The organism is Hyphomicrobium sp. (assembly GCF_041659645.1).
In the GTDB taxonomy this organism is placed as follows: Bacteria; Pseudomonadota; Alphaproteobacteria; order Rhizobiales; family Hyphomicrobiaceae; genus Hyphomicrobium_B.
Genome location: NZ_JBAZXX010000001.1, coordinates 817,722 through 829,990 on the forward strand (window position 1 = coordinate 817,722; position 12,269 = coordinate 829,990).

Here is a 12,269-nt window from a genome sequence, read left to right on the forward strand (position 1 = left end):
TAGGTCTCTATGGTTTCCTCCAGGAAGGACGATCACATGACCGACGCCACGAAACTCACCACAACCGCCGGCGCTCCCGTCGCCGACAACCAGAATTCGCTGTCGGCGGGGCCGCGCGGTCCGCTGCTCATGCAAGATTATCAATTGATCGAAAAGCTCGCCCATCAGAACCGCGAACGCATTCCGGAGCGCACCGTTCATGCGAAGGGCTGGGGTGCTTACGGCACTCTGACGATCACGGGCGACATCTCGAAGTATACCAAAGCGAAGGCGCTACAGCCGGGCGCCAAGACCGACATGCTCGCGCGGTTCTCGACGGTGGCGGGCGAAATGGGCGCTGCCGATGCAGAGCGTGACGTTCGCGGCTTCGCACTCAAATTCTACACCGGCGAAGGCAACTGGGACCTCGTCGGAAACAACACGCCGGTCTTCTTCATTCGCGACCCGCTGAAGTTTCCCGACTTCATCCATACGCAGAAGCGGCATCCGAAAACCAACATGCGTTCGCCGACGGCGATGTGGGATTTCTGGTCGCTTTCGCCGGAAAGTTTGCATCAGGTGACGATCCTGATGTCGGACCGCGGTCTGCCGGTCGGCGTCCGCAACATGAACGGATATGGCTCGCATACGTACTCTTTCATCAATGCGAAGAACGAGCGCTTCTGGGTGAAATTCCACTTCAAGACGCAGCAGGGCCATAAGCACTGGACCAACGGTGAAGCGACGGAGATCGTCGGACGAACGCGCGAGTCGACGCAGGAAGACTTGTTCACCGCTGTCGAACGCGGCGACTTCCCGAAGTGGAAAGTGCAAGTGCAGGTCATGCCGGAAGGCGATACGGATAAGCATTGGTACAATCCGTTTGACCTCACGAAGGTTTGGCCGCACGCGGATTATCCGCCGATCGACATCGGCGTGCTCGAACTCAACCGTAATCCGGAGAATTATTTCGCCGAGATCGAGCAGGCCGCGTTCTCGCCGTCGAATGTCGTTCCGGGTATCGATTTTTCGCCCGACAAAATGCTGCAGGCGCGCATCTTTTCGTATGCCGATGCGCACCGCTATCGCCTCGGCACGCATTACGAGCATCTGCCGGTGAATGCCGCGCGCTGCCCGGTCCATAACTATCACAAGGACGGCCCGATGCGGTTTTTCGCACCGGAAACAGGCAACGTCGACGCCTACTACGAGCCGAATTCGTTCCACGGCGCGGCCGAAGACAAGTCGGTTGCGGAGCCGCCGCTCAAGCTTTCCGGCGACGCCGATCGGTACAATCATCGCGATGGCAACGACGATTACCGGCAGGTGACGGATCTCTTCAATCTCTTCAACAGGGAGCAGAAGGCGCGTCTCTTCACGAACGTTGCCGAAGCGATGTGGGGCATTCCCGATTTCATCGCCGAGCGGCAGCTCGGGCACTTCAAGAAGGTGCATCCGGACTACGAAGCCGGCGTGCGAACGGCCCTAGAGCACATGACGCGTCAGAAAGCGTCCGAGACGGCGCAGCAACAGAAGATGCCGCGTGGCGCTGAAGCCGCCGAATAAATTCGGATCGTCTTCATGAAATACGAAAAGGCTCCGCGCTCGCGGGGCCTTTTTTGTTCGCATCGCACTGTGCAACTTCTGAAGTGCTGAAGCGTTGCTCCAACGACGCTCAACGTATCAAGGAGGAGTCGTCATGCCGAGAGGCGATAAATCGAGCTATACGAACAAACAAAAGCGCAAGGCCGAACACATCGAGGACGGCTACGAGAAGCGCGGCGTCGGCAAGGGCGAAGCCGAGCGGCGGGCGTGGGCCACCGTCAACAAGGAAAGCGGCGGCGGCAACAAAAGCGGATCGGGTCGCGGTGTGAAGGATACGAAGGTCGCTTCGAAACGCGGTGGCCGGATCGGTGGGAAGGCGGCCGCTTCGCGTCCTGCCGCCGCCCGCAAGGCTTCCGCGAAAAAAGCGGCTGCCACGAGGAAGCGCAGGGCGAGCTAAGCCGATGAACGTTGGACCCGTGTCATCCTCTGCTTCATGCCGAGGATGACATGAAGCGCTTATCTATTCCGCCGCCCTGAAGTACGGCTCGACTTTGCCCTTGAGCTTGAGGGTCATGGGGCGGCCGAGGCGATCCTTGGCGTTGCCGGCGGCAACACGCACCCAGCCTTCGCTGATGCAATATTCCTCGACATTGGTTTTTTCGACGCCGTTGAAACGGATGCCGATTTCGCGCTTCAAGATTTCTTCGTTGAAGAACGGGCTTTTCGGGTCGTTGCTGAGACGGTCAGGAAGTTGATCGGACATATTCGCTCGTCCTTAGTTTGCGAAACGGAAGTGCATGACGTCGCCGTCCTGGACAACGTACTCTTTGCCTTCGAGCCGCATTTTTCCGGCTTCTTTAGCACCTGTTTCGCCGTTTCCGGCGACATAATCATTGAAGGCGATGGTTTCGGCGCGGATGAAACCCTTTTCGAAGTCGGTGTGGATCACGCCCGCCGCCGCCGGGCCCTTGGTGCCGCGCGTGATCGTCCAGGCGCGGGCTTCCTTCGGCCCGACGGTGAAGTACGTCACGAGATCGAGCAGGCTGTAACCAGCGCGGATGAGACGATTGAGACCCGCTTCTTCAAGGCCCATTTCGGAGAGGAAGGCATCACGGTCTTCGGGCGCGAGACCCGCAAACTCGCTTTCGATCTTGGCCGAGATGATCACGACGACGGCGCCTTCGGCTTTGGCGCGGTCTTCGACTTGCTTGGAATAAGCATTGCCGTGAGCAGCGGAGGCCTCCTCGACGTTGCAGACGTAAACGACGGGCTTCGACGTCAACAGCTGCAGCGCGCGGAAAGCCGGCATCTCTTCGGGCGCGATTTCCGCGAGGCGAGCGGGTTTGCCTTCGCGCAGGAGAAGCAGCGGCTTTTCCATCACCGCGAATTGAACTTTGGCGTCCTTGTCGCCGGTCTTAGCCTTCTTCTCGATTTGCGCGATGCGCTTTTCGAGGCTGTCGAGATCGGCAAGCATCAGTTCCGTTTCGACGACGTCGGCGTCGGCGAGGGGATCGATGCGGTTCTCGACGTGGGTAATGTCCTCATCGACGAAGCAGCGCAGGACGTAGGCGACGGCGTCAACTTCGCGAATATGGGACAAGAACTTATTGCCGAGACCTTCGCCTTTCGACGCTCCGCGCACGAGTCCGGCGATGTCGACGAAAGTCAGGCGCGTCGGAATGATTTCCTTGCTGCCGGCGATCTTCGCGAGCGTTTCGAGACGTGGGTCGGGAACCGCGACCTCGCCGACGTTCGGTTCGATCGTGCAGAAGGGATAGTTGGCCGCCTCAGCCTGCGCCGTCTGCGTGAGCGCATTGAAGAGGGTTGACTTGCCGACGTTCGGCAAGCCGACGATGCCGCATTTGAAGCCCATGGTTGGGGAATGTCCGGTTAGGTTGTGGCCCGTGGGTAAGCGAGTGGGGGCCTAATGTGAAGTCTTATCCGCGTTATCTGCGGCCCTATGGCTCACCGAGCGAATTTCGTGAACGCGAACGCCGAATAGCGCGACGGGGCGGGAAGATTGGTGGTTCCGGACATGGCGTCGGCCAGAGCTTCCGAAATATGCGCGCCGGCGTCGGCCTCGCGGACCGCAATAACGATAAACGGACGTTGCCAGCTTGTGTCCGTGTCCTCGCAATCCGCGCACGGATCCATGTAGCGGCCGAGGTTCAAGGTCCACATCGGAATGCGATCGTCGAGAACGTCGCGGACCCATTGTGCGGTGCGAACGGCGCGCAGGCCGCCGCGTTGCTCCTCGCGCGCAACGTCGCCTTCCTGGCTTGCCAATCCGACGGCGATGACACCGCGGGCGTTGCCGAGGCCTTGGCGAAGCTGCGGCGCCAGAACTTCCTCCTGAATCTCCTGCGGGGACAAACGGCGATCGTCTTTTTCAAGCTCGGTTGTCGAGCCACGTACCCAGCCGTAATTTTTGGTGAGCACGACGACATCGAAGGTCGCGCGCCGGCCCTGGCGATCGACGCCGTCGATCGGGAACACGAGCGTGCGGTCGTTCCAGCGATGCGCGAGAATACGGCGGACGCCGGTCTTGTCCTTGTCGACTGAGTTATAGGCGTCCAATGCGACGCTGCCGAATACGCCGAGCGTGAACAGCAGAATGAGGCCGCCGACGGTCCAATCGAAGAATGAGCGTGAACCCGCGTCGTCGCGGCGCTCGTCGTGATACTCGGACATCGATTGACCCCATGCGTCACGCCGGCAGGACTGCTAGGCGTTTTCGTCGCCCGACTTTCGCGCGCTGAGCCATTTTTTCAAGTTCTCGGCGATGGCGGATTGGCGCTTGGATGTGCGTTCACCGGCGGGGTGTGGCCCCGATGCCTTCGCGCGACGCGGGGGGTCTTCAGCGGGTGCGCTGGATTTCACGGATTTGGCGGTTTTGGGCTGGGCCGCTTCGTGCTCGTCCTGGGTGACACGGGCGACTTCGCTCAGGAAGCGGGAGTCATCGCCTTTCGCGAGGTAGGGAGCGGCGTCCGCCACGGCGTCGAGCAGCATTCCAAGCCATTCCCGCTCCGATTTCGCGAAGTCGTTGAGGACATAATAAATGACGGCGTCCTTGGAGCCTGGATGGCCGATGCCGAGACGCACGCGATGATAGTCGTTTTCGACGTGAGCCGTGATCGAGCGCAAGCCGTTGTGCCCGGCGTTGCCGCCACCGGTTTTCACTTTCACCTTGCCGGGAGTGAGATCCAATTCGTCGTGGAAGACATAGATGTCGGAGAGAGGAATCTTAAGGAAGCGCAGGGCTTCGCCGACGGCGCGGCCGCTTTCGTTCATATAGGTTTCGGGCTTCAGCAGCGTGACGCGTTCGCCGCCGATCGAACCTTCAGAAATGAAGCCTTGAAACTTCTTTCGCCACGGGCCGAAGCCATGTCGCTCGGCAATGCGGTCGAGTGCCAAGAAGCCGATGTTGTGGCGGTTGGCGCGATACTTCTCGCCTGGATTACCAAGGCCGACGAACAGCTTCATTTTTGTTTGCCCCTTCCGACTCCCCTCCGGAGAGCCGGCCGGAATGGACGAAGTCCAGTGTCGAGACCGGCGCAATCGGAAGATCGCGCCGGTTCAAAGTTTTATTACTTCTTCGCGGCGGGTTTCGCGGCAGCCTTGGCAGCCGGAGCGGCGGCCTTACCGGCGGCGGCCGGTGCAGCCTTACCGGCGGCAGCCGGAGCAGCCTTGCCTGCGGCGGCCGGAGCGGCTTTGGCACCAGCTGCAGCCGGAGCGGCAGCATCCGCACCTGCAGTTGCAGCTTCGTCGTCACCCTTCAGGGCGCCGGCGATCGTTGCGATCGTGAAGTCGCGGTTCTTGATGACGGGCGAAACGCCTTCGGGCATTTCGACAGCCGAGATGTGGATCGAACGGCCGATCTCCATGCCTTCGAGATTGACGTCGAAGAACCGCGGGATCTTGTCGTAGGGGCAGTACACCTCGACATCGTGGCGCACGATGTTGAGGACGCCGCCGCGCTTCAGACCCGGAGCCAACAATTCGTTGACGAAGTGCATCGGGATCGAGACGCGGATCACGCCATCCTTGCCGACGCGCTGGAAGTCAACGTGGAGCGGCGTATCGCGGACGGGATCAACCTGAACGTCGCGGGCAAGCACGATGTGCTTCGTGCCTTCGACGTCGAGTTCGATCGCGGTCGAGGTGAAGTGGCCGCGGAGGACCTGCTTCCAGAGCGAGTTGTACTCGAGGTTGATCGTTTCAGGGGTTTCCTGGTTGCCGTAAATGACGGCAGGCACATTTCCATCGCGGCGAGCTTGGCGTGCGGCCCCCTTGCCTGCACGCGGGCGCGCCGTAGCCTTGAGCGTAATGAGCTCTGACATGGCATCGTCTCCGGTGTTAAAGGCTTTTCTGCCTATCAGAAAAGCCAAAAGCCGCTTGCCGGCCTCCAAGGGTGCCGGGCGGCGTCTCAGGAATATCTTCTTGAGATGGCGTGTGTATACCTGGGGTTGCCGGGGCGCGCAACGGTCGTAAATGCCCAGAAAAGGTCGGGAATACTTGGGTCGTACTGGAAAGTTGCCGCGAAAATCAGCATATTAACGCACGATTTACCGGAACCCCGCGTTGTGCCCCTGCAATTGCGGGTGGTGGAGATGCCTGAAACGATGTTGAAGAAGCCTACCAAACGCCGCAGCGCGGCCGATCAGGACAAGATCATCGTCGAGGCGCTTAGGGGCGTCGGGCGGCCGGTCAGCGCGTATGAGCTTATCGAGCAGGTCCGTGGCAAGGGGGTTAGCGCCCCGCCGACGGTCTACCGCGCCTTGCAGCGTTTGATCGACGAGGGCTTGGCGCATCGCCTCGAGAGCCTCAACGCTTTTGTCGCCTGCGACCACCCACATCATATCGGCAAGGCAGTTTTCGCGATTTGCGACTCCTGCGGGACCGTCAAGGAGTTCGACAGTCCGACGGCCGTGAAAAGCCTGCAGACTTGGGCGGGCAAGAACGACTTCAATATCCGGTCCATGACAATGGAACTCCGTGGCCGCTGCGGCGAATGCACGGCGGCCCACGACTAGTCTCGAATTGCGCGGCGGCCTTCGACGGCGTCGATCGGAAAGGAGCAGGATGTGGCGCTAGTAGAAGAGACTCGATACGCTTTCTTCGCGGCTCGTGCGCAGGATCGCTTCGCCGATGAGGGTGGCGATCGAGATGACGCGGATATTGCGCGCGGTCCTTACGGCTTCGGTCGGAAGGATCGAATCCGTGATGACGAGCGACTTCAGCCGCGAGTTCTGAATCCGGCTCACCGCACCGCCTGATAGAACCGCGTGCGAGATGTAGGCTGAGACTTCCGTCGCGCCGTTCTTGAGGAGGGCTTCGGCGGCGTTGACCAGCGTGCCGCCGGAATCGATGATGTCGTCGATCAGGATGCAACGCTTGCCGTCGACTTCGCCGATGACGTTCATCACTTCGCTTTCGCCGGGGCGCTCGCGCCGCTTGTCGCAAATGGCGATGGGGGCGGAGATGCGTTTGGCGAGAGCGCGGGCGCGAACGACGCCGCCGACGTCGGGCGAGACAACGACGATATCGTCGGTATTGCCGAAATTCTCTTCGATGTCGCGCGTCATGACCGGCGCGGCGAAGAGGTTGTCGGTCGGGATGTCGAAGAAGCCTTGAATCTGTCCGGCATGGAGGTCGAGCGTCAGCACGCGGTCGGCGCCTGCGCGTTCGATCAAGTTGGCGACGAGCTTCGCCGAAATGGGCGTTCGCGGGCCGGGTTTGCGATCTTGCCGGGCGTAGCCGAAATAGGGAATGACGGCAGTGATCCGGCGTGCCGACGAGCGCTTGAGCGCGTCAAGCAGGATCAGCAACTCCATCATGTTGTCGTTGGCCGGAAAAGATGTCGACTGAATGATAAAAACGTCCTGGCCGCGGACGTTCTCCTGGATCTCGACGAAGATCTCCATATCGGCGAAGCGCTTCACCTGGCCTTTGGCCAGGGGAAGCTTCAGATATGCGCAGATCGCATCGGCGAGGGGTCTATTGCTATTACCTGCAACGATTTTCACGCCCAGCTTCCCTCGGCCGTCCTGGTTCCGGGAGTCACCCTTGGAATCGAAAGGCATTTGCACTCCAGAAACCTCTTCAATTGCGGGCTTGTAGCAATTGGGCCCGGACGTTTCAACCGTCCGGGCCCAACAGTTATCATAGAGGCACCAATCGGGGATATCCCGGACCGGCCGTTTGGTTATTCAACACTCTTTGGCGGTAAGAGCTTGATAATGCCTTGGGCGGCAGCAGCGGCGGCGGCGTCGGCCGTCTTGCCCCAGGCGCCGTCGAGCGAGCCCGTCGGGACTTCGTTCTTCTGCGACACAGTGCCGAGCTTCTTACCGCTCGGGTCGATGACGTTCCAGTCGATCTGGATCGGCTGTTTGCCATCCTTGCTGGCGCCAAGCGCGACCTTACCCTCAACCTTGTAGGCCTGAGAGTCGGGCGTAGAAGCGAGCTTCAGGCCGTTCCGCGACAGTTCACGCTGGATCGCGGAGGTCAGTGTCGAGCTGCCGTCGCCGGGAGCACCCGACACCAACGGTACGACGGCCGTTACGGGGCCGGAGGGCGTTATGCTGCCGGTCGTCGGCGTGATCGGCGCGTTCGAGGCTGTCGCGTAGGACGACGTCGGCCGCGGCGTATTCGAGGCGACGTTGGTAGATTGCGTGTTGATGTTGGAGGCGACGGGAACGCTGCCGCCACCGGAGATCCAACTCGCGATCTGTTTCGAGGTCTTGTCGGAGATCCGCTGGACGACAGCCGGCGTGACGGCCGACCATGGATCCTTGCCCGCGCTTGCGACGATTTCCTCACCGGTGATGCGGTGAACGCGTTTGCCGCTCTGATCGGTAACGTCCCAGATGTACGAGATCTTGGCTTTGGTCTTCTCGCGTGCAGCGACGATATAGCCGCGCACGACATATTCGCCGGTGGCATTGTTGGCCGTGACGACGGAGACGCCCTCGCGACCGACGGCGGACGCAAGCTCCGACTGCAGATCACGAGCGATATTCTCGGGCGATCCGATGACCGGCGCGATCTGAAGTTTGGCGCTCTGCGTCGCCGGAGACGACGGCGAGGTCGGAATCGCTAGAGACGTTTGAGCTCCGGGCGAGCCGCCGCCCAAAAGGTTCGAGGTTGACTCGCAGCCGCCAAGTCCGGCCGCAACGAGCGCGGCCATAAACATTGACCCGACCGTCGATAGACGTATTCGGCGCTCACGCACCCGAGCAGAGCAAAAGGTCGCCACTCGACGTCCCCCCTTATCCAACCGCGACTTCCCGGCGGCCGGAAACATTACCCCCGCGGCCTGCACTCCCATGATTACTACCGGAACTGACCCCTAACGCTGTAGATCAGGCCCGAACCACCCGTCCAGACGGGAGTTCGGCGAAACTGTTATCGACCGGTGTAAACGTGGGTGCTGCCACGGACTTCCCTGTGGATTATGCCGTTAAGCCACGACGATGGCGGAGATTTGACGGCCATAATCCACGTCCCCGCGATGAGTTTTACGCCTGTAACTGAAGAAAAGCGATTCGTTCTCACTGGTGCAGAGTGACAAATCTTCGACGCTGACGACTCCAGCCGCCCGAAGCTGCATCGCAACAAAGCCCGGAAGATCGAAATGCGGGCGGGCATTTGCGTCCGATCGCGTGAAGTAGGCGCTGAATTCAGGATTGCGTTCGAGGAAGGTCGCCTCGAACTCCGGGCCGACCTCGTAGGCTGCTTGGCCGATACATGGTCCGATTGCCGCGACGATCCGATCGCGGCGTGCACCCAAACGCTCCATCTCCCGAACGGCGCTGCCGGCAACATCGTTAATAGCGCCGCGCCAACCGGCGTGAGCGGCCGCGACTATTCCGGCTTCGGCATCGGCCAACAGAACGGGAGCGCAGTCAGCCGTCAGGACGCCGATCACGAGGCCCGGCGTCGCGGAGACTACCGCGTCGGCGTGCGGAAGGGCTGCGCGCGAAGGCGGTGTAGTGACTTCGAGCGCCGTCGTGCCGTGCTCCTGATAAAGCGTGACGACGCCACCGCCGAACTTTTCGTCGCCGCCAAGGTAATGGCCGATCCGGCGGCGGTTTTCGGCAATGAGGCTTTGATCGTCGCTTGAGCCCCAGCCGCAGTTGAGGCTGGCGTAGAGGCCGGTCGAGACACCGCCGTTACGGGTGAAAAAGCCGTGGCGGATGCCGTTGAGGTTCGCGAGATTTCGAGCTTCGACGGGTTTCAATGTCATGGTCCGGCCGCCCTTGTCATGCCGGCCCACGTTCCGGACCTGGCGCGGTGTTCGTTACACGGGCGGCGCTGAAACCCGGAAGGGACGGCAGCCCCGGCGACCGGGCAGCAAGGACTTTGAACCGCGCGCCCATGCCGTTCGGTGCGAGCAGCCGCGCGGCGCCGGTTTCGATTTCGGGAGCGCGGGCGGGATTGGCGGACATCAGCCGGGAAGCACGTTCGACGATGCCGAGAGCGCCTAAGAATTCCGCCTGCGTCACAGGACCGTCGAGCGCGAGCCCGGCGCGATGCAGCGTCGAAGCGAGATCGTAGAAATTGACGTGAACGGTGAGGTCGGCTTCGCCGGGCGACGTCAGGGGCGACTCGTATTTGTGTTCGCGCACCGCTTGCAGGGTGTCCCCGGCTGCGGGCGTGGTGTGGCCGTAGTCGATCATCAGGACGGCAACCGGTCCGCGCTCGCTGAGGTTCAGCAGCGCCTCGGCGAGTTGGTCGAGCCGCTGGGTTTCGATGACGGTTCCGGGCGGCGCGTTGGGAAGGAGCGCTTCGAACGCCTCGTGCGGACAATCGCCTTCGACGGCCGCAAATTGCAGTTCGCCGGATGCGTCGAGGGTTACGGCGCGGATGCACCAACCGGACATTGTCTTGACCCATTGGGCGACGGGCCAGGAATCGAGAAATTCATTGGCGAAGATGATCGCGGGCGGATTGAACTCATCGAGTTCGCGACCCCAGCTCAGCATGGAACGGAAATCCGAAAGGGTCTCGGTCTGCATTTGGATCAGGGCTTCGCTCGCCTCAACCAGATGCACGCGAGCGACGTTGGAAAAGCCCGGAACGATGCGGGCGGCGCGAAGGATGTCGCGCATCATGGTGCCGCGTCCCGGCCCGTATTCGACGATCGTCAGCGGATTGGGCGCGCCGAGCACACCTTGCCATACGACACCGGCCCAAACGCCCAGGAGTTCGCCGAAGACCTGGGAGATGTCAGCGGCGGTGATGAAATCGCCGGACGCGCCGAATATTTTCTGACGACGGTAATAGCCGTGGTCCGCGTCCCAAAGGCAAGCGGACATATAGCTATCGATTGTCATCGGGCCGTCGCGGCGAATCTTTTCCTTGATCCGCCGGGACAGCGGCGTATCGCGACGCAGTCCGTTTTCGATCACACGGTCGCCTTTCCGGGCACGTCCTTACGGCAGGCGGTCCAGATCATGTAGATCCCCAAGACAAACATCGGCACGCAATACATCTGCCCGGCGGTGAACGGTCCGATGTTCATGATGTTATAGGGTTCGGGCTCGCGGAAAAACTCCGAGATACTCCGCGCGATCGCGTACCAGATCAGCCAGATGCCGGTGGTGAGGCCGGGTCGCTTCAACGTCAGAAGGTGATGGGTCGCGAACCTCGTGATCGCGAACATGACGATGCCTTCGAGCGCCGCCTCGTAGAGCTGGCTCGGGTGGCGCGGGTTTTCCCCGCCGTTGGGGAAGACCATGCCGACCCAGGCATCCGTGACGCGGCCCCAGTGCTCGGAATTGATGAAATTGGCGATGCGGCCGAAGAAGAGGCCGAACGGCACGGCGGCGCAGCAAAGATCCATGACCGACCGCGCGGAGACCTTATAGACCCGTGCGAAGGCGAGGATCAGAATGCCTGACGCGACGAGCGCGCCGTGGAAGCTCATGCCGCCTTTCCAGACTTTGAAGATCTCGGCGGGATTGGAGAAATAGAACTCCGGATCGTAGAGCAGCACCTGCCCGAGGCGTCCGCCGATGATAACGGCGCCGGTCACGAAAAGCAGAAGGTCGTCGACGCGTTCCAGGGTGAGGGGAGGTTTGTCGCCAGCCCAAAGCCGTGGTGTCGACACCAGACGGCGGATATACCACCAGCCGAGCAATAGACCGGCCATATAAGCGAGGCCGTACCATTTGACCGATAGCGGACCCAGTTCGATCGCAACGGGATCGATGTTGGGGTACGTTAGCAGGGCGAGGGGCGTCATCGGCTCTCCGGGCGAGGTTTCGCAAATGGCCCTATCGAGCTACTAGGAAAGGCCGATTGTTGGGTCGCGTTGTTTGGGAACCCCATTGCAATGTCAAGTCTGCGTCGGGGCCGACATCGAGACGACACCCCGCTCGACCAAGGTGAGAAAGCCGTAAGCTTGCAGCCATGGGCGCCAATCGCCATAGTTGAAACAGACCCTCCATCCGAGATCTCAAATGACCCAGACGACGAACAGATTCTTCGACGACTTTGCCAAGCTCATGACAGACGCCGCCGGCGCCGCCGATGGTTTCAAGAAGGAAACTGAGGCAATTTTTCGGGGCCAGGCCGAAAAGTTCATGCGCGACATGAATGTCGTGACGCGTGAAGACTTCGAGGCGGTGCGCGAAATGGCGCAGAAGGCCCGGCAGGAGAATGAAGAGCTTGCGGCTCGCGTCGCGCAGCTCGAAGCGCAAATCGCAAAACTCCTCCTCGCCAGCGGTCCGACCGCGGGTTGA

The 12,269-nt window shown here is 61.2% G+C and carries 14 protein-coding genes; 4 read left to right on the forward strand and 10 right to left on the reverse strand.

The window, feature by feature from the left end:
• Positions 1–36 precede the first annotated feature (36 nt).
• Positions 37–1,545 carry a catalase gene (locus WC811_RS03765; protein ID WP_372641125.1) on the forward strand — a complete coding sequence of 503 codons (1,509 nt, stop codon included), beginning with the start codon at positions 37–39 and terminating at the stop codon, positions 1,543–1,545.
• Positions 1,546–1,678: 133 nt separating this feature from the next.
• On the forward strand, positions 1,679–1,981 hold the full coding sequence (locus tag WC811_RS03770; protein ID WP_372641127.1) for a plasmid stabilization protein: 303 nt from the start codon (positions 1,679–1,681) through the stop codon (positions 1,979–1,981).
• 63 nt (positions 1,982–2,044) lie between these two features.
• Here WC811_RS03770 and WC811_RS03775 read toward each other — a convergent pair whose 3' ends face one another.
• The 5 genes from WC811_RS03775 to WC811_RS03795 all read right to left on the reverse strand — a co-directional run bounded on the left by WC811_RS03775 (position 2,045) and on the right by WC811_RS03795 (position 5,864).
• The gene (locus tag WC811_RS03775; RefSeq protein ID WP_372641129.1) at positions 2,045–2,287 is read right to left on the reverse strand and encodes a DUF3297 family protein; all 243 of its coding nucleotides are present in this window, start codon (positions 2,285–2,287) and stop codon (positions 2,045–2,047) included.
• Positions 2,288–2,299: 12 nt separating this feature from the next.
• Positions 2,300–3,397 carry a redox-regulated ATPase YchF gene (gene ychF, locus WC811_RS03780; RefSeq protein ID WP_372641131.1) on the reverse strand — a complete coding sequence of 366 codons (1,098 nt, stop codon included), beginning with the start codon at positions 3,395–3,397 and terminating at the stop codon, positions 2,300–2,302.
• Between the two features lie 92 nt (positions 3,398–3,489).
• The gene (locus WC811_RS03785; protein WP_372641133.1) at positions 3,490–4,215 is read right to left on the reverse strand and encodes a hypothetical protein; all 726 of its coding nucleotides are present in this window, start codon (positions 4,213–4,215) and stop codon (positions 3,490–3,492) included.
• A 33-nt stretch (positions 4,216–4,248) separates the two neighbouring features.
• A complete protein-coding gene (gene pth / locus WC811_RS03790) occupies positions 4,249–5,007 on the reverse strand; it encodes an aminoacyl-tRNA hydrolase (RefSeq protein WP_372641135.1) in 759 nt (252 codons plus the stop codon).
• Positions 5,008–5,111: 104 nt separating this feature from the next.
• A complete protein-coding gene (locus tag WC811_RS03795) occupies positions 5,112–5,864 on the reverse strand; it encodes a 50S ribosomal protein L25/general stress protein Ctc (RefSeq protein WP_372641137.1) in 753 nt (250 codons plus the stop codon).
• A gap of 282 nt (positions 5,865–6,146) precedes the next feature.
• Between WC811_RS03795 and WC811_RS03800 the strand changes: the two genes are divergently transcribed.
• Entirely contained in the window at positions 6,147–6,557 is a 411-nt protein-coding gene (locus WC811_RS03800) for a Fur family transcriptional regulator (RefSeq protein WP_372641139.1), read from the forward strand.
• A 57-nt stretch (positions 6,558–6,614) separates the two neighbouring features.
• On the opposite strand, the gene WC811_RS03805 is transcribed toward WC811_RS03800, so the two are convergent.
• From WC811_RS03805 to lgt, 5 genes are all read right to left on the reverse strand, one after another.
• Positions 6,615–7,550, reverse strand: a complete 936-nt coding sequence (locus tag WC811_RS03805; protein ID WP_372641750.1) for a ribose-phosphate pyrophosphokinase — start codon at positions 7,548–7,550, stop codon at positions 6,615–6,617.
• 179 nt (positions 7,551–7,729) lie between these two features.
• Positions 7,730–8,710, reverse strand: a complete 981-nt coding sequence (locus tag WC811_RS03810) for a hypothetical protein (RefSeq protein ID WP_372641141.1) — start codon at positions 8,708–8,710, stop codon at positions 7,730–7,732.
• 273 nt (positions 8,711–8,983) lie between these two features.
• The gene (pgeF, locus tag WC811_RS03815; RefSeq protein WP_372641143.1) at positions 8,984–9,769 is read right to left on the reverse strand and encodes a peptidoglycan editing factor PgeF; all 786 of its coding nucleotides are present in this window, start codon (positions 9,767–9,769) and stop codon (positions 8,984–8,986) included.
• Between the two features lie 16 nt (positions 9,770–9,785).
• The gene (locus WC811_RS03820; protein WP_372641145.1) at positions 9,786–10,934 is read right to left on the reverse strand and encodes a class I SAM-dependent methyltransferase; all 1,149 of its coding nucleotides are present in this window, start codon (positions 10,932–10,934) and stop codon (positions 9,786–9,788) included.
• Positions 10,931–11,770: a prolipoprotein diacylglyceryl transferase gene (gene lgt, locus WC811_RS03825; protein ID WP_372641147.1), complete on the reverse strand. Its 840-nt coding sequence runs from the start codon at positions 11,768–11,770 to the stop codon at positions 10,931–10,933. The genes WC811_RS03820 and lgt overlap by 4 nt, the downstream gene beginning before the upstream one ends.
• A 217-nt stretch (positions 11,771–11,987) precedes the next feature.
• On the opposite strand from lgt, the gene WC811_RS03830 reads away from it, so the two are divergent.
• Positions 11,988–12,269 (forward strand): accessory factor UbiK family protein, encoded by a 282-nt coding sequence (locus tag WC811_RS03830; protein ID WP_372641149.1) that lies wholly within the window; start codon positions 11,988–11,990, stop codon positions 12,267–12,269.